The following is a 16,776-nucleotide window of genomic DNA, read 5'->3' on the forward strand; positions in this document are numbered from 1 at the left end:
AGGATGCTCGTATGTTTCAGTTTATGACGACGTCGAAGATTGTATTTGGAGAAGGGACGCTTCAATCATCACTCTCGCTTCTTAATCAGTTTGGATACAGTGTTTTACTCGTTACAGGTAAAAACCTTGCACGCTCAGAAATGATAACAGCGTACTTGAAAAGCCAATCCATGCGTTATCAGCATATTTCTGTAAGTCGAGAGCCTACCATCTCTATGGTCGAAGAAGCTGCTCTATTAGCTCGTCGCTTTAAGCCTGACATGGTGGTGGCAATGGGAGGTGGTAGCGTCATTGATATGGGCAAGGCACTGTCAGCAATGATCACTAACAGCGGCGATCTTTACGATTATGTTGAAGTAATTGGCAGAAACGTTCCAATCAAAAGCTTACCTCTTCCTATGATAGCCATTCCTACGACCGCCAGTACCGGTTCTGAAGTGACCAAAAGTGCGGTGCTTAAATCCACACAAGACAAAGTAAAGGTGAGTTTACGTGGGCCTGAGATATTGCCTACCGTTGCGATAGTCGATCCAACTCTCACTTATGGAACAGACTTAGAAACCTCCGCTAGAGGTGCTATGGATGCTTTTACGCACCTAATGGAAGCTTATGTATGTGGCGATCCTAATCCACTCACCGATATGATTTGCGAAGAAGGGCTACGCAAGTTAGCTGGCTCAATCCTACCTGCATGTCGACAAGACAATCCACGAGCGCGTTCTGATTTATCGTTTGCGGCAATGCTAGGCGGTATGGCAACCACCAATGCAAAGCTTGGGGCTGCCCATGGTTTAGCTGCGGCACTAGGCGGTAAAATAACAGCGCCTCACAGCGTGATTACCGCAAGGCTTGCGCCGTTTGTGATGACTGAAAATATGAGAATGGCAAAGCAAAGTGGCCGTAATGACGTGCTAACACGTTATCGAAAGATTGCTCAATTAGTCACAGAAAATAGTGATGCGCATAGGGAAGATGGCGTTAATTGGGTCAACAGCATGCTTGAACAATTGGAAGTACCGACGTTATCGTATTATGACGCAGTAGAAGGACCTTTAGATTTGATTGCACAAGACGCGATGAAATCGGTGGCGATTAAAGGTAACCCATTGCCTTTAACCAAAGATAGGCTGGTGGATATTTTAAACCAAGTTTATGGCGATTCCACTTTAACAGTGCGTAGGGCACAAGATAACGTGTCTAAAGATGATTTGAATTTTACTCACTAGCATAAATGGAAAATGCGCCCAATATATAGGCGCATTTTAGATGTTTTGTATACTTACTATTAGAGCTTAAACGCTACAGTTCGCCCTTATCAAAGCGAGATTCTCGCAGTGTTTCTTTGACTCGTTTTAGGTTGTCCCTAAAGCCACTACCACGACGCAGAGTAAAGCCTGTCGCAAGCACATCAATAATGGTCATTTGCACAACACGGCTCGCCATTGGCATATACACATCAGTATCTTCGGAAACATCAAGGGTAATGGTTAAAGACACCGCTTTATCTAAAGGCGAATTTTTAGCGGTAATCGCAATCACCGTGGCACCATTATCACGAGCCAGATGGGCTATTTCAATCAGACTCTTCGTTCGGCCTGTGTGTGAAATTAATACCACGACATCGTTATCGGTACTATTAATACAACTCATACGTTGCATGACGGGATCGTCAAAGCAGGTGATGGGGATATTAAAGCGAATAAACTTGTTTTGTGCATCTCTCGCAACAGCAGACGAAGCGCCTTGACCATAGAAAGAGATTCGCTTGGCTTGAGTCAATAGATCGACTGCGCGATTAATTTGCTGTGCGTCTAGACTGCTTTTTGCGACATCTAGACAGGCCATTGTTGATTCGAAAATCTTATGGGTATACGCATCAGGTCCGTCTGTCTCTTCAACATCACGGCTGACATACGGAGTACCATTAGCCAAACTTTGCGCTAAGTGCAACTTAAAGTCAGGAAAGCCTTTGGTGTCAAGTCGACGACAAAAGCGGTTAACCGTAGGCTCGCTGACGTCTGCAAGTTTTGCCAGTGTTGCAATACTTGAGTGAATAGCGGTCTGTGGGTTAGCCATGATAACTTCAGCTACTTTTCTTTCTGATTTACTAAAGTTGTCTAAATTTTTTTGTACTTTTTCTAAAGTATTCATGAAGTTAACTTATTGAATAATTTGAGAACGCAACTCAATAATGAGACTGACGAGCATGAAAAATGGATTAAATCAGTATATACGGTTCTGTTGTCGTGGTGTAACAAAACCGAAACTTAATGACAAATAATGCGTAATAATATGACAAGGTTCAAAGTTGAAGCAGTAAGTTAGCCACTTTTAGTGGCTATATCGCTTCAATTTGTCTGAAATCACTTTCATGAGAAAAAAAATTACAAATTTTATTCGATTGAATCCACAACAGTGTTAATTTGTTTGTTAAGAGAAACGGCTGTTTTTGCAATTTCTCGCTGTTCAATAAGAATATTATGCAATATGTCTTTAGTGGTAAGAGGGTTTGCTAACACGACGCGGAAAACAATGGTGGTCATGTTGTCCCACTTCTTGGGAGTAAGTGTAGTACGAGAAACAAACGACAAACCATTTTCGCGCTGATGCTTTTGAATAAACTGAGTCAGTCCATTCAATAGCTCATTGAGTTTGTGTTTTTGTTTGCCGCTAGCTCGTTGAAGTGCCGCTTTTATACGGGCAGGAATGTAGCGATAAGTCAGCAGGCATAACTCTGGCTCAGTCACTAATTCAAAATCAGCTTGCTGTTTGATGTGATCAGCAAAATAGCGCGCTTTATCAAGGCTTGCGTTAATGAGCAACTCATAGCCAGGACGACTAATGATGTGCATGCTTGAGTACAACAGCATAGCCATACCAGAGCGAGAGCCTTCGAGTGCATGACTGCCCAAGTCTTTTGAACCCTTACGCAGTATATAAGCGGCGTGATGTTCAATGCTTGCCATTGAGTGAGGGTCTTTAAATAAAACCATGCCAGCACCCATAGGGATGTACAGTTGCTTATGCGCATCGATAGTCACAGAGTCGGCAAGTTCGATACCGTCTAATAAGTCTCGATGTTTATTCGACATCAGCGTTGCGCCGCCCCATGCCGCGTCAACATGAAAATGACATTGATGTTTCTTACATACCGCGGCTATTTTAGCCAGCGGATCAACATTGCCCGTTTCTGTTGTGCCTGCGATGCCAACCACTGCAATGGTCTTGATTTTATCAGCTTCTAATTCAACTAATTTTGATTCTAAATCAGCAATGCAGACTTTGTTATTTTCATCGGTTTTGACGGGAATTAAACTATCACGACCAATACCGAGAACATCTGCTGCTTTCTTCAATGAATAGTGGCCACGCTCTGATACCAATATTGCCATGCCTTCATAATCATAGTGCTTTAAGGCTTTAAAAATACCTTCTTGCTCTATACCTTTGAAGGAATGGTTAGCAGGGAATGCATTGTTTCTTGCAACCCAAAGCGCAGTGATATTGGCAATAGTACCGCCGGAACAAAACGCGCCTAATGAATGTTGCGCACTGTGCATCCATTGATTGTAGAAGGCATCATTTTTTGAATAGATAAGGTTATGCAGCATCCCAAGAACTTGACGCTCTAATGGCGTAAAGGCCTTTGAAGTTTCGATTTTGACCAAGTTTTGATTAAGCGCAATCATGATCTTTGATAGCGGCATCAAATAATAGGGCAGTGCAGACGTCATATGCCCAATAAAGCTTGGGGATGAAGTATGTACAGAATGCGAAACGAGAGTATCTAGCAGATGCTGGGTATGCTCTGAAACAAAACTGGGTGTTTCAGGAAGCAATGAATCTCGAAAGTCTTTTTCGATTTCACGAAGAGGTTTTTCTTCAGCAACAATATGCTCTTTTAAAAACTTATTTAGGTTTCGAGAAAGGCTCTCTTCAATTTGAGTTAATGTAGATTCTGGACCTTCTGGAACAGTGAATATTCTGAGTAAGTTTTCGAAATCGACGCTAGCAGTTTTATTCTGTGAAACCATATTGCATGAGATTGTATTGCTGAAAGTGCGAAACAATGTAATAAATAAATCACGCAAAGTCTCGCATTATTTTTCATAGATCGTTTTTATGGTTAAGACGACAGCATTACTTTGCCTGACAATTGATGGCAACCGCATCATTGATTGACTGGTTGTACGTGTCTAATGCCCCTTTGATTTTATTAGGATGGCTGAGTAAATCAGCTAAAGCTGAGCGAAACTCATAGTTTTGTGGATGGGGTTTAGCTTGTCGATATTCGAAACTTTGTTTGGCTAGATAGCCTAACTGGTCATTTCGTGCTGACAACTCTTTAATGTCAGATTGACTAAGTTGTAACCAAGATTCAACACCTAATTCGGTGGAGACTTTAGTCGGTGAGGATTTTAAAAAGGAATGCACCGCTTCACGGTTGAGCTCAAAGTGTTTTTTACGTCCGTCTAAAAACCATTCGCTGACTTCTTTGAGCTGTGGCGAATCCTTACTCGTCATTGTTGCGAGATCTTGATACCAGTTGATCGATGCATCGATATAAGTATCGTATTTGTTTATTTGGCAATCCGTGTTTGCGGCAAAGGCAAAAGCAGGCAGAGCTGACAGCAGTAAAACCAGCGTTTTGTTCATCTAATAATTCCCTGAGTTGATAGACTCTACGACAGTAGTTGACGTAATCTAGCAAATGTTATTTCAATAACCAAAGTGTTCGATAAGCGAATGTGAGCGGTAGCGCCTAATATCTACATTCCTAAACTAGAGAAAGTAAGAATGAAGACAGGGACTAGCAAACTTAGGATAAAACCGCTGACAATTGCCACCGGAACACAGCGGATTCCGCCCGTTTGCTGAATAATCGGTAAAGTGAAATCCATTGCGGTTGCGCCTGCATAACCAATTGCGGTACAGGGTTTGCTTTTAATCAGTATGGGAATACAAATTAGGGCGACTAACTCTCGAAGAAGCTCAATAATTAGCGATGCGCTGCCGTATAAAGGCCCATAACTGTCGGTAATTAAAATCCCAGTCAAAGAGTACCAACCAAACCCTGACGCCATAGCAAGCCCTTGACTGATAGGTAAACCCAGTATTAGCGCTGAGATGACGCCGCCTAACCAAGATGTCAGCACTATGACACCGGCGATAATAAGACCATGCTTATTAATGATGATTTCTTTTAGGGTTAAGCCACTATTACGCAGCTGAATACCAATTAAAAATAGCAGCCCAAATAAGGTCCACTCACTTGCAGTGTGTACCCAATCCCAAAACCCAGGTAGTAGCAATCCAAGAATTACGCCAAATGCCACAACCACAATCAGTCGCAGTGATTCTGATGCCATCTCTAATAAAGGCAGGTTATTTTTCTTGTTCTCAACAGATAATGGAAGTTTTGCATCAATGATAGGTAAGGCAATTAAATTCAATGCGCTCATGCTGATAAAAAAACAGGCACTCACCGCGAGGATCTGCTTAATATTACTGCCTAAATTATCCATACTAGCAATGCTCAGACCCATTAAAAACAGGATGAAAAGAATCGTATACGAGCAGATACGATTAATTTTTTCTAATTTTGATGGGGTTTTAATTGTAATGAGATAACCGACAATTAGCGGAATAAAGATAAACAACAATCCTAGTAACATATCTATTTTAAAACTTCTTATTGGTGGATGAGATTGGGCGAGTGAACTTACTTGTCACTTTTTTGAAGGACTAAATCATACACTAAACTAGGCTACCTGACGAATAAGCAGTTGTTTAAACTCAAGTAAGTCATCGACTAAATAATCAACAACTCATTCTGAATGAGTATCGCAACTCCTCATACTTTCCCTCATTGCTATAATACTAAGCCCGCATAGACAACCGTATGCTTGACGGTAAAACTTTAAGGGTAGTGATAAGCGTCCAGTTTTAGCCCATTACTGCATGTCTAAGAAAACTGCGGAGAACGAACTTATGGCAGTAAACGGAATTAAAGCTGTTATTGAAGAAATTGAACGATTTGATGGATTAAATTATCGCTCAATGTTTGGAGGCACAGGCTACTTTATTGATGATGCAATGTTTTTATTGATTGAGAAAGATCAAGCATACTTGCGAGGCGGTGTCGATCTTACTGATGATCTGATTGCCCTTCACTGTAGCCAGTTTAAATATAAAAAGAGGATAGGCTGTGCTCGCATTCAGTATTACAACATTACTGAACTCTATGATAATGACAGAGGACGAGCACAGTTATTGATGTTCAGATCCATCGATATCGCCAAATCAGACAAATTAAAATGCGCTTGTCATGATCGTCTTCGTGACTTACCTAACTTACAACTCAGCATTGAACGTATGCTTGCCAGAGTGGGTATTTTAGATGTCACACGGCTCAAGCACCTAGGTTCTACCGAATGCTTTAGAAAACTGCAGTCAATTTATGGGCTTGATCTGAATGTCAATCTGCTTTGGAAGCTAGAAGGTGCGATACAAGGTATTCATTTCACTTTATTACAGCATTCAATTAAAAATGAGTTACTGATTAAAGTCTTGTCAAAAGAGGTCATCCCTAAAGAGACATTATCGAGCAAATCGTTAAAGAAAGGGCCTGATGGGACTTCTGATTATCGCTAACAGTCGCTGTGTTGCGTTACGATAGAAGATAGAAGATAGAAGATAGAAGATAGAAGAGATTAAATACAGAAGAAGCCACCATTGCTGATGACTTCTTTTATCGGTGCCTTTATAACGTTAGATAAAGGCACTTATGGAGAGTTTGTTATTTAGAGTTTGGATTTAGTCAACGAGACCGTAATCCTTATCTAAAATCGCCATAATCTCGGCTTTAGGGTTATCACTTAGGTTAATTGTTTTACCTGTGATTTTTTCAGCAATATTGATATAGGTTGTTGAAAGCTCCATCATTGCTGACAGCGGTAACTCATTATCTTTTGCTAGTGCGTTACGCTCATCCATACGATCTTTATTTAATAAAATGTCTGGATCTGGGAAGTGATTGAGTAAGAATTGGCGGAAGCCTTCTTTTGAGTTCTCAACAATTTGTCCTTTTGCATACGCTTGCTCATCCCAGATACGAGATGAGTCAGGTGTGCCCACTTCATCCATATAGATAAGCTTCTCTTTACCTTTACTGTCGGTAACGTAGCCAAATTCAAATTTAGTATCGACAAAGATTTGCCCAATATCGGCAAGCGCTTTATCAATCACAGAGAAACCTTCTTTTAGTAGAACTTCGTAATGGTTTACATCTTGTTGTGACTGGAAGTTAAAAGAAGCGTAGTTATCGAGCAAATCTTGGCGAGTGACATTAACATCATCTACTTCTGGCACGTTCGGGATGTTTTTCAAGATCCCTTTAGTTGAAGGGGTGACAAGTAAGTCTGTTAATTGGCCATCTTTGCTTAAGTTTTCTGGCAAGTCGATACCACAGAAAACACGCTCACCTTTATCATAGGCACGCCACATTGAACCTGTGATGTATTTACGACAAATAGCTTCAACCATTACAGGCTTAGCCTTTTGCACAATCCATACCAATGGGTGAGGAATATCCAGAATGTGGCTGTCTGCTAGGTCATTATCTTTAAAAAGTTTAAACCAGTGATTTGAGATGGCATTTAAAGCTGCGCCTTTACCAGGAATACCTTTTAGGTTTTGTTCACCGTGCCAGATACAATCGAATGCAGAGATTCGATCACTGATAACCATGATAGCCAGAGGTGCATCTTCCGAAACATCATAGTTCTTTTCTTTAATCAGACGACGACTGTCTTCTTCTGTAAGCCAGTAAACAGATCGCACTTTACCACTGTGAACGGGTTTATCAGTGCGAATAGGCAAGTCATCGTTAACGTCTAATACTTGGTCAGCAAGATTCATCATTTATACCTAATAGGGCAAATACTGATGAGAATAATACACAGATCAAATTCACTATTCCAATAGAAAAGCAAACGATTGCCTGATGTTATTTGTATCGACACTATTTAAGCTGTGTATCTTAAAATATTGTTAATTTAGTGAAGATATTGAGTGTTTGAGGTTGAGAAAAAAACATCACATTGATGCTTTTTGCCCAATTGTATTAATTGCTGCTGAGAAACGCTGTCGATATTGCTACTTGCCACCACAGCGCTGGCATTACCTAAGGTAATTGCTTTGATAACAACTTCTATCTCATTAGATTTAGTTGAAGGCTTGAGTTGAATGATTTTTGTGCAGTTTACGCGATGAGATTGTAGATCTTTCAATTCTGGCAAGCGTGTCTGTGCGGTAAATAGAATCCATTTTTTTGCACAAGATGCGATAGCTAACTGCTCTAAATTACAACAGTGATCTGCTCGAGGTGAAAGAATTAAGTTAGTGCTATTATTGATATTCATAAACTGCATTACTGTATCTCCATACATACTGTATAAAACAACAGTACTTGTGTTTTGTGTAAAGATCAAGCGTATGCGTGAATTTTAAGCATAAAAAAACCCAGCTTATAGGCTGGGTCGGTTTAGATAGCGTGTTATCCGTTTATCGGCTAAGCATTTCTTTTTGAGGGGAAACGCTTTCCTCATGGTTGTAGCGCTTGATATCTATAACAGCGGTTTGTTTACAAGATTCGCAGCAAGTATTGCTGTATCCATCTAAGTAAGTGAGTTTTTCTACGAAGGCTAATTTTTTACACCAGTCACAATGTGAGAACGTTCGTTGCATACTATTAAGTGCTCCTTAAAGTGTTGCGTTTGATATACCTTGTTCATTATTTGAGACAAGCGAGTATTGGTATTTCAATACTCAGGACAAGGGTAGAGCTCTAATACTACACTATCACGACGAAATTGTTAAATTATTGTTTACATTCAACTGACTTTCTGAGCTAAAACTCTATTTCAGCAGCTTTTTAGCTTGTGCACCTTCAACGGGGCGGTTAACAGACAGTGTACGTCCTTTTTTTAAGCCCACTTCATAGTCCGCGGTGAGATTTTTCATCGCTTCTTGTAGCTGCTTCTTAAAGGTCTCTCTATCGATATTTTCAAATTCTTTATCGATATAGTTTTTTATCTTCTTATCGGATTCATCATCGGGAGCGATAAGCGGTAGTTTTTCTAATGCACCTTCAATCCATCCTGAGATGAATGAATTAACGCGCTTGGTCACTTCTGATGCTGGAGTACCAGAACCGGCAAAGCTGTTTCTAAATTTACCGGTATGTTCATTCATTTCACGATAAACAACATCAAAAGCAAACGCGGCAAAGATAGCGCGATCAGCCTCTCCAATAAACTCGACTCGCTTAAGTCCTTTATGATTGAGAAGGACTGCTTCTACACCAAATTTTGTGTTAATACCGCGAATCACACGTAAGATATTGCTGCCTACATTACCTGGCAAAAGGTGAGAGGATTGAGTCTTGCCCATTTTGATGAATTCAATATCGTCTTTCTCTAGACCATATTTGAGCATAAGGTTGTGTGCCATTTTTATGGCATTGGCAGCTTCATTGACGTTGGCTGAATTACCTAGCTCAAGGCATTTTGCTATTTTTTTCAACGCTTTTTGCTTATTCATACGTTCTCGGCGTGATCAAACGGGGGACACATTTTACTCCTTTTTGCTTCACTCTTAAAGCACAAATCACAACCATTATTGTTGATGGTTTTTATCGTTTCTCAAATCATGTAAAGTGTAAGAAAATCGAACGAATTTAATTAATCATGCCTAACACAATGGAGTAGCGCGTGATGATTGCAGGAAGCATTATGTTACCAAGACTTAGCCAAACCCCTTCGATGAATCCTACCGTTGTCAGTTATCTAGAAAAGCTAGAGCTGCGCGGTTTTAAAGGGGACATAGAGACTCAATACGCCAGTCGACTTGCTGTAGCAACCGACAACAGCGTTTATCAACAACTACCTCAAGCGGTTGTTCATCCTAAAACACAGCAAGATATCGAGCTCGTCACTGAGCTTGGCAATCACACTGAGTTTCACCAAGTGCGCTTTTCTCCAAGAGGAGGCGGCACTGGCACAAACGGTCAATCTCTGACTGAACATATCGTGGTCGATCTCTCAAGATACATGAATCAGCTGATTGAGCTTAACCTTGAACAAGGTTGGGTCATCGTTGAAACCGGTATGGTTAAAGATCAGCTTAATGACTTAGTGCGCGAGCATGGTTATTTCTTTTCTCCCGATCTTTCAACCAGTAATCGCGCCACTATTGGTGGCATGATTAATACTGATGCTTCTGGTCAGGGTTCATTGCGTTATGGCAAAACCTCAGATCACGTACTCGGACTTACCGCGGTACTCGCCGATGGCTCTGTATTAGACACAGAGCATTGGCAGGATGCAGCTGCGGATACGTTTGCCGCTCATGCTTTGGCGCAAACTGAACAAGTCTGTCGCGAGTATCGTCAAGCAATAGAAGAACGTTTCCCACCACTTAATCGATTTCTGACTGGATACGATCTTAAAAACGCCTTAACTGATGATGAATTTTTACCAGAGCGTGTGTTGTGCGGCTCAGAAGGCTCATTAGGATTTATTACTAAAGCGAAGTTAAATCTAACCAAAATCCCTAAGGCGAGGGTATTGGTTAATGTTAAATATGACAGCTTTGATTCAGCGCTTCGTTCAGCTCCCATGATGGTCGAAGCGAATGCCATGTCGGTGGAAACCATTGACTCTATTGTGCTTAATTTAGCCAAGCAAGACATTGTTTGGCATACCGTTAGTGATTTATTGAGTGAAGTACCGGGCCAAGAGTTATTAGGCGTTAACGTTGTTGAGTATGCCGGTAATGATGAAGCTGAAATTAATCAGCAGGTTAAGGCACTAACACTGCGCCTTGATAATATGATTGCATCTGAACAAGGTGGCATCATCGGTTATCAAATTTGTGATGATTTGGCCAGTATTGGCAAGATTTATGGCATGCGTAAAAAAGCAGTCGGGTTATTAGGCGCTACAAAAGGGGCGGCTAAGCCGATTGCTTTTGCAGAAGATACTTGTGTTCCTCCAGAAAACTTAGCCGATTTTATTGTTGAGTTTCGCGCGTTACTAGACGCTCACAATCTGCGCTATGGCATGTTTGGCCACGTTGATGCTGGAGTACTGCACGTAAGACCCGCTCTTGATATGTGCGATCCTCAGCAAGAAGCATTAATGCATCAGATCTCCGATCAGGTAGTTGCTTTGGTGGCTAAGTATGGCGGACTTATGTGGGGCGAGCACGGTAAAGGCTTCCGCTCAGAATATGGGCCAGAGTTCTTTGGTGAGCAACTATTTGAGCAGCTTCGTCATGTTAAAGGTTCTTTTGATCCTTTAAATAAAATGAACCCAGGTAAGATTTGTACGCCATTAGCATCAACGGATGAACTGGTAAAAGTCTCCGGCGTAAAGCGCGCTCACTTTGATCGCCAGATCCCAGTGACGGTGCGTGATAGCTTTAATGGCGCAATGGAATGTAATGGTAACGGCTTATGCTTTAACTACGATGTATCGTCGCCAATGTGTCCTTCGATGAAAATCTTGGCCGATAGACGTCATTCGCCAAAAGGCAGAGCGGGCATTGTACGAGAATGGCTGCGACAGTTATCAGAGCAGGGCGTCGATATACTGGATCTTGAAAGTAAAACGCTAAAAGGCTCTTTGTCGATGAAGTCGATGTTAGATAGAGTCACCAACCGTTTTAATAAGCGTCACCATTATGACTTTTCACATGAAGTGTATGAAGCAATGCAAGGCTGTTTGGCGTGTAAAGCGTGTGCGACGCAGTGTCCTATTAAAGTGGATGTGCCTAACTTTAGAGCCCGTTTCTTAAACTTATACCATTCGCGTTATCAACGACCGTTGAAAGATTACTTTGTTGCCAACATCGAATCATTATTGCCGTTAATGGCGTTGTCGCCAAAACTTATCAATACCGTGCTTGATATGAATTGGGTGCAGTCTGTATTGTCCTCAACGATTGGTTATGTAGATGCGCCATTGCTTTCTTCTCCGACGTTGAAACAGAGATTGAAGAGCCAGCATATTACTCAATACGATTATGCAAAATTATCGAAACTGAGTGATGAGCAAAAGCAAAATCACGTCATTGTTGTACAAGACCCATTCACTAGCTATTACGATGCTAAAGTGGTTGATGACTTTGTCGCGCTATTGATAAAACTGGGATGTACTCCTGTGTTATTACCGTTTAAACCGAATGGTAAAGCGCAACATATCAAAGGCTTCTTAAAACAGTTTGCTAGCACCGCGCAAAATACTTCTCAGTTTTTAGCGCAAGCGGCCAAACTTAATATGCCAATGGTGGGCGTTGATCCGGCACTGGTACTTTGTTATCGCGATGAATATCGAGATACGTTGAAGAAGGATTGTCCAGACTTTACCGTCAACACCGTTCATGAGTGGTTATTGCCGCATTTGAGCAATATGCCAAAACAATCGGTAATTAAAGATGAACCTTGGTATTTACTGGCTCACTGTACAGAAAAAACCATGTTGCCGAACGCAGAGAAAGAGTGGGGCACTATTTTTAATCACTTTGGCGCGGCGCTGACGACCGTCCCTGTGGGCTGCTGTGGTATGGCTGGAACATTTGGTCATGAGGCTGATAAGCTGCAATGGTCCAAGGATATTTATGCACTGAGTTGGAAGCCTAGCTTAGCGCGCCTGCCAAAAGAGCGTTGCCTTGTGACTGGGTATTCATGTCGCAGCCAAGTAAAACGTTTAGAAGGCGTTGTGGCAAAACATCCACTGCAAGCGCTACTAGAAATATTATAAGTTTCGCGCACCACAAACAAGTAAGGGCGAGGTCATCATGACCTCGCCCTTACTTTTATAACCAAGACTCGTTTACAAGACAGTCTTCGGTTGACATAAATTACTGATTAAAATTACCTTTGGCCGCATTAAACTTATCGACGTACGCCATCATATCTTCTTCAACCCAAGGAATAAGACCACTGGCAATCATGCGTTTCGTACCGGTGCCAATGACTTGATCTTCGCCTTTAAACTCAAAGTTAAGCGTTACTACGCCGCGTTTTCCAGATACATCAAAAGTCGCACTAGAAAGCTCAACAGTCGGCTGCTTAATATCAAAGCGATTAAACTCTAACTTCATGCTTTCATAGATAATAAGTGGACGTTTTGTATTGAACATCATTTGTTCTTCTTTCATTAGAGGAACCATGATGTGAGGGAAGTTCATTCCCGAAAATTGTACATACCCACGAATCACGCTTTCAATAAGCTCGGCATCAGTGCTGTTATCGCCACTACGGGAAAGGCTTAGGCATTGCTTACCTTTGCTATCGACGACAGAGCTGTTTTGCTCACAAGTATGGTTAATTTCAAGTTCCACATTGTCGCCTACCATTCCAGAGAAGGTAAATTCCATGCTCTGGTTGATCCCTTCTTTTTGCAGCAATACAGCGAAAAGTAAATCACCAGGTACACAGAAGCGTTTATTGTCTTCGTCGTGAATCGGGTTGAAATCACCGGCAATGCCTTTAGCAAAATTACTCGCTTGTGGGCGTGTAAAAGAAAATTTAGAGTCTTTGCTTTCAAAGTAGGGAGATAAAAACATAGTGATGCATAAATTCTTAATAATTGCAGATATTTTTGAAGTATATCAAAGAGTAAAAAAATAATGGTCTATCCAGTGAGAAAGTGTGTAAAAAATAATTATTTGCGATTAAAAAACACACAGAATTTTCACTGCATAAGCGCCATTTTTATTGTTATTTGAGATATTTTGGTTACAATGCTCAGCTCGCTGTTAAATGGCATTGTTCACATCAGTAATTGTGAACGGTTTAGTAGCACCTTTATTTGGCTCTTGTTTTCTAAGGCATTGAACGCAAGAGATTAACTTAAACATGTGTTGCTTCGTATGTAACACCACTGGAATAGGACTTAAAATGCCTGTAATTACTCTTCCTGACGGCAGTCAGCGTCAATTTGACAACCCTGTATCAACTCTTGATGTCGCAGCTTCTATCGGCCCTGGTCTTGCTAAAGCAACCATTGCGGGTCGTGTGAATGGCGAACGTTTTGATGCTTGTGATCTTATCGAACAAGATGCAAGCCTTGAAATCATCACTGCAAAAGATGAAGTTGATGGCTTAGAAATCGTGCGTCACTCATGTGCTCACCTTCTTGGTCATGCAATTAAGCAACTTTACCCTGATGCAAAAATGGCGATTGGTCCAACAATCGACAGTGGTTTTTACTACGACATCGATATGGAGCACCACCTTACGCAAGAAGATTTGGATAAAATCGAAAAGCGTATGAAGGAGCTTGCAAAAACTAAATATCAAGTCGTTAAAAAGAAAGTCAGCTGGCAGGAAGCTCGTGACGCTTTTGAAGCGCGCGGTGAAACCTACAAGACTACTATCTTGGATGAAAACGTTGCTAAAGACGATCGTCCAGGTCTTTACCACCATGAAGAATACATTGACATGTGTCGTGGTCCACACGTACCGCACATGGGCTTTTGTCAGCACTTTACGTTATTAAACGTAGCCGGTGCATATTGGCGTGGTAATAGTGACAACAAAATGCTGCAACGTATCTACGGCACAGCATTTCACGATAAGAAAGCACTGAAAGCGCATTTAACGCGTCTTGAAGAAGCGGCTAAACGTGACCACCGTAAGATTGGTAAGCACTTGGACTTGTTCCACATGCAGCAAGAAGCACCGGGTATGGTCTTCTGGCACCATAATGGTTGGTCTATTTTCCGTGATCTAGAAACCTTTGTTCGTCAAAAACTGACAGAGTATGATTACCAAGAAGTAAAAGGTCCTCTAATGATGGACCGCGTTCTTTGGGAACGTTCTGGTCACTGGGACAAATACGCTGACGCGATGTTTACGACCAGCTCTGAGAACCGTGAATACGCTATCAAGCCAATGAACTGTCCGGGTCACGTTCAGATCTTTAACCAAGGTTTGAAATCTTACCGCGACTTACCGCTGCGTATGGCAGAGTTCGGTTCATGTCACCGTAACGAACCATCAGGCGCATTACACGGTATTATGCGTGTGCGTGGCTTCACTCAGGATGATGCTCACATCTTCTGTATGGAAAGCCAAATTCAAGATGAAGTGATTAGCTGCATCAAGATGGTTTACGATACCTACCAAACATTTGGTTTTGACAACATCGTAGTGAAACTTTCTACTCGCCCTGAAAAGCGTGTCGGTTCTGATGAAATCTGGGATGAATCAGAGAAAGCACTAGAGCAAGCACTTCAATCTATGGACATCGCATACGAGATCCAAGAGGGTGAAGGTGCGTTCTACGGACCGAAAATTGAATTTACTTTGTATGATTGTCTGGATCGTGCGTGGCAATGTGGTACAGTGCAACTCGATTTCAACTTACCGGGTCGTTTAGGCGCAACTTACGTCGGTGAAAACAACGAACGTTCAGTTCCTGTTATGATTCACCGTGCTATTTTGGGTTCATTAGAACGATTCATTGGTATTCTTATTGAAGAATACGCTGGGTTCTTCCCAACGTGGTTGGCACCGGAACAAGCGGTTATTTTGAATATTACGGACAAACAGTCAGAATATGTTCAAGAAATCGCACAAAAAATGCAAAAAAGTGGAATTAGAGCCAAAGCGGACTTGAGAAATGAGAAGATTGGCTTTAAAATCCGCGAACACACTTTAAAACGTGTACCGTACATGTTGGTGGTCGGCGACCAAGAAATGGAAGCAGGCGAAATCGCAGTACGTACTCGAAAGGGCAAGGACCTAGGCAAGTTCAAAGTGGATGATTTTATCACATACATCCAAGCCGAAGTTTCAAGCCGTAAGCTCAATCTGGAGGAATAAGCTATTAAAGGCGGAAGACGTGGCCAACAACAACCGGCCAAACAAAACCAGCACCGTTTAAACGGTGAGATTCGAAGCGTTCGTGAAGTTCGCTTAACAGGCGCTGACGGTGAGCCAGTAGGTATCGTATCTTACCAAGATGCGCAAACTGCAGCAGACGAAGCTGGTATGGATCTCGTAGAGATCAGCCCTAACGCCGAGCCACCTGTTTGTCGTGTGATGGACTATGGTAAGTTCCTCTTTGAAAAGAGCAAAGCTCTTAAAGAGCAAAAGAAGAAGCAAAAGCAGATTCAGATTAAGGAAATAAAATTCCGACCTGGAACTGATATCGGAGACTATCAGGTAAAACTACGCAACCTGACTGGTTTCCTTGAAGACGGCAACAAAGTGAAGGTAACAATTCGCTTCCGTGGCCGCGAAATGGCTCACCAAAACATCGGTGTTGACGTTCTAAATCGTTTGAAAGCAGACACTGAAGAATTTGCAGTGGTTGAATCTTTCCCATCGAGAATAGAAGGTCGCCAGATGATTATGGTGTTAGCCCCTAAAAAGAAGTAATTAACGGCCTGCAAGTAATGTAACCTTGCTGCTTCAAGTGGCAGGGTTTTATTCGCCCTAATTACTATGTTATTAACAACTCAACAATGCGGAGTTATTCATCATGCCTAAGATGAAAAACAACAAAGGTGCAACTAAGCGTTTTAAGAAAACTGCTGGTGGTATCAAATTTAAGCACGCTGGTAAACGTCACATCTTGACTAAGCGTACTACTAAGAACAAGCGTCAGCTACGTCCAAACGCAATCCTTCCTAAATGTGAAGTTGCTCGCGTTTTACGTATGATGCCATACGCTTAATTCTTTTTAGTTATTTAATTCGTTT

General features: G+C 41.6%; 15 protein-coding genes. 6 read left to right on the top strand and 9 right to left on the bottom strand.

Annotated features, from left to right (window positions below):
- Nucleotides 1–11 precede the first annotated feature (11 nt).
- Nucleotides 12–1,226, top strand: a complete 1,215-nt coding sequence (locus A9260_RS10615; protein ID WP_068698796.1) for an iron-containing alcohol dehydrogenase — start codon at nt 12–14, stop codon at nt 1,224–1,226.
- A gap of 73 nt (nt 1,227–1,299) precedes the next feature.
- On the opposite strand, the gene A9260_RS10620 is transcribed toward A9260_RS10615, so the two are convergent.
- The 4 genes from A9260_RS10620 to A9260_RS10635 all read right to left on the bottom strand — a co-directional run bounded on the left by A9260_RS10620 (nt 1,300) and on the right by A9260_RS10635 (nt 5,675).
- Nucleotides 1,300–2,151 (bottom strand): MurR/RpiR family transcriptional regulator, encoded by an 852-nt coding sequence (locus A9260_RS10620; RefSeq protein ID WP_068698798.1) that lies wholly within the window; start codon nt 2,149–2,151, stop codon nt 1,300–1,302.
- A 242-nt stretch (nt 2,152–2,393) separates the two neighbouring features.
- Entirely contained in the window at nt 2,394–4,034 is a 1,641-nt protein-coding gene (gene panP / locus A9260_RS10625) for a pyridoxal-dependent aspartate 1-decarboxylase PanP (protein ID WP_068699031.1), read from the bottom strand.
- A gap of 106 nt (nt 4,035–4,140) precedes the next feature.
- The gene (locus A9260_RS10630) at nt 4,141–4,656 is read right to left on the bottom strand and encodes a hypothetical protein (protein ID WP_068698800.1); all 516 of its coding nucleotides are present in this window, start codon (nt 4,654–4,656) and stop codon (nt 4,141–4,143) included.
- A 113-nt stretch (nt 4,657–4,769) separates the two neighbouring features.
- Entirely contained in the window at nt 4,770–5,675 is a 906-nt protein-coding gene (locus tag A9260_RS10635) for a lysine exporter LysO family protein (protein ID WP_068698802.1), read from the bottom strand.
- Between the two features lie 286 nt (nt 5,676–5,961).
- Between A9260_RS10635 and A9260_RS10640 the strand changes: the two genes are divergently transcribed.
- On the top strand, nt 5,962–6,654 hold the full coding sequence (locus A9260_RS10640; protein WP_068698804.1) for a TfoX/Sxy family DNA transformation protein: 693 nt from the start codon (nt 5,962–5,964) through the stop codon (nt 6,652–6,654).
- 162 nt (nt 6,655–6,816) lie between these two features.
- On the opposite strand, the gene A9260_RS10645 is transcribed toward A9260_RS10640, so the two are convergent.
- The 4 genes from A9260_RS10645 to A9260_RS10655 form a co-directional block, all read right to left on the bottom strand.
- On the bottom strand, nt 6,817–7,920 hold the full coding sequence (locus tag A9260_RS10645) for a phosphoribosylaminoimidazolesuccinocarboxamide synthase (RefSeq protein ID WP_068698806.1): 1,104 nt from the start codon (nt 7,918–7,920) through the stop codon (nt 6,817–6,819).
- Nucleotides 7,921–8,057: 137 nt separating this feature from the next.
- Nucleotides 8,058–8,432 (bottom strand): hypothetical protein, encoded by a 375-nt coding sequence (locus A9260_RS10650; protein WP_068698808.1) that lies wholly within the window; start codon nt 8,430–8,432, stop codon nt 8,058–8,060.
- Between the two features lie 133 nt (nt 8,433–8,565).
- Nucleotides 8,566–8,748, bottom strand: a complete 183-nt coding sequence (locus A9260_RS16710) for a hypothetical protein (RefSeq protein ID WP_082957084.1) — start codon at nt 8,746–8,748, stop codon at nt 8,566–8,568.
- A 171-nt stretch (nt 8,749–8,919) separates the two neighbouring features.
- Entirely contained in the window at nt 8,920–9,603 is a 684-nt protein-coding gene (locus A9260_RS10655; protein WP_068698810.1) for a DUF2786 domain-containing protein, read from the bottom strand.
- Between the two features lie 191 nt (nt 9,604–9,794).
- Between A9260_RS10655 and ydiJ the strand changes: the two genes are divergently transcribed.
- A complete protein-coding gene (gene ydiJ, locus A9260_RS10660; RefSeq protein WP_068699033.1) occupies nt 9,795–12,824 on the top strand; it encodes a D-2-hydroxyglutarate dehydrogenase YdiJ in 3,030 nt (1,009 codons plus the stop codon).
- A gap of 100 nt (nt 12,825–12,924) precedes the next feature.
- Here the strand turns inward: ydiJ and A9260_RS10665 are convergent, their stop codons facing one another.
- Nucleotides 12,925–13,632: a DUF3581 family protein gene (locus A9260_RS10665; RefSeq protein ID WP_068698812.1), complete on the bottom strand. Its 708-nt coding sequence runs from the start codon at nt 13,630–13,632 to the stop codon at nt 12,925–12,927.
- A gap of 334 nt (nt 13,633–13,966) precedes the next feature.
- Between A9260_RS10665 and thrS the strand changes: the two genes are divergently transcribed.
- From thrS to rpmI, 3 genes are all read left to right on the top strand, one after another.
- Nucleotides 13,967–15,895: a threonine--tRNA ligase gene (gene thrS / locus A9260_RS10670; protein ID WP_068698814.1), complete on the top strand. Its 1,929-nt coding sequence runs from the start codon at nt 13,967–13,969 to the stop codon at nt 15,893–15,895.
- 3 nt (nt 15,896–15,898) lie between these two features.
- Nucleotides 15,899–16,453 carry a translation initiation factor IF-3 gene (infC, locus tag A9260_RS10675; RefSeq protein ID WP_082957085.1) on the top strand — a complete coding sequence of 185 codons (555 nt, stop codon included), beginning with the start codon at nt 15,899–15,901 and terminating at the stop codon, nt 16,451–16,453.
- Nucleotides 16,454–16,556: 103 nt separating this feature from the next.
- Nucleotides 16,557–16,751: a 50S ribosomal protein L35 gene (gene rpmI / locus A9260_RS10680; RefSeq protein WP_068698818.1), complete on the top strand. Its 195-nt coding sequence runs from the start codon at nt 16,557–16,559 to the stop codon at nt 16,749–16,751.
- Nucleotides 16,752–16,776 lie beyond the last annotated feature (25 nt).

Origin of the sequence: Vibrio sp. UCD-FRSSP16_30 (assembly GCF_001676025.1) — a bacterium.
In the GTDB taxonomy this organism is placed as follows: domain Bacteria; phylum Pseudomonadota; class Gammaproteobacteria; order Enterobacterales; family Vibrionaceae; genus Vibrio.

What these genes read in the sequence shown, in the direction of transcription:
- A9260_RS10630 (WP_068698800.1), bottom strand. Translation starts at nt 4,656, where the DNA reads ATGAACAAAACGCTGGTTTTACTGCTGTCAGCTCTGCCTGCTTTTGCC.
- A9260_RS10665 (WP_068698812.1), bottom strand. Translation starts at nt 13,632, where the DNA reads ATGTTTTTATCTCCCTACTTTGAAAGCAAAGACTCTAAATTTTCTTTT.
- A9260_RS16710 (WP_082957084.1), bottom strand. Translation starts at nt 8,748, where the DNA reads ATGCAACGAACGTTCTCACATTGTGACTGGTGTAAAAAATTAGCCTTC.
- A9260_RS10620 (WP_068698798.1), bottom strand. Translation starts at nt 2,151, where the DNA reads ATGAATACTTTAGAAAAAGTACAAAAAAATTTAGACAACTTTAGTAAA.
- rpmI (WP_068698818.1), top strand. Translation starts at nt 16,557, where the DNA reads ATGCCTAAGATGAAAAACAACAAAGGTGCAACTAAGCGTTTTAAGAAA.
- A9260_RS10615 (WP_068698796.1), top strand. Translation starts at nt 12, where the DNA reads ATGTTTCAGTTTATGACGACGTCGAAGATTGTATTTGGAGAAGGGACG.
- A9260_RS10650 (WP_068698808.1), bottom strand. Translation starts at nt 8,432, where the DNA reads ATGCAGTTTATGAATATCAATAATAGCACTAACTTAATTCTTTCACCT.
- A9260_RS10645 (WP_068698806.1), bottom strand. Translation starts at nt 7,920, where the DNA reads ATGAATCTTGCTGACCAAGTATTAGACGTTAACGATGACTTGCCTATT.
- thrS (WP_068698814.1), top strand. Translation starts at nt 13,967, where the DNA reads ATGCCTGTAATTACTCTTCCTGACGGCAGTCAGCGTCAATTTGACAAC.
- ydiJ (WP_068699033.1), top strand. Translation starts at nt 9,795, where the DNA reads ATGTTACCAAGACTTAGCCAAACCCCTTCGATGAATCCTACCGTTGTC.
- A9260_RS10635 (WP_068698802.1), bottom strand. Translation starts at nt 5,675, where the DNA reads ATGTTACTAGGATTGTTGTTTATCTTTATTCCGCTAATTGTCGGTTAT.
- A9260_RS10640 (WP_068698804.1), top strand. Translation starts at nt 5,962, where the DNA reads ATGTCTAAGAAAACTGCGGAGAACGAACTTATGGCAGTAAACGGAATT.
- panP (WP_068699031.1), bottom strand. Translation starts at nt 4,034, where the DNA reads ATGGTTTCACAGAATAAAACTGCTAGCGTCGATTTCGAAAACTTACTC.
- A9260_RS10655 (WP_068698810.1), bottom strand. Translation starts at nt 9,603, where the DNA reads ATGAATAAGCAAAAAGCGTTGAAAAAAATAGCAAAATGCCTTGAGCTA.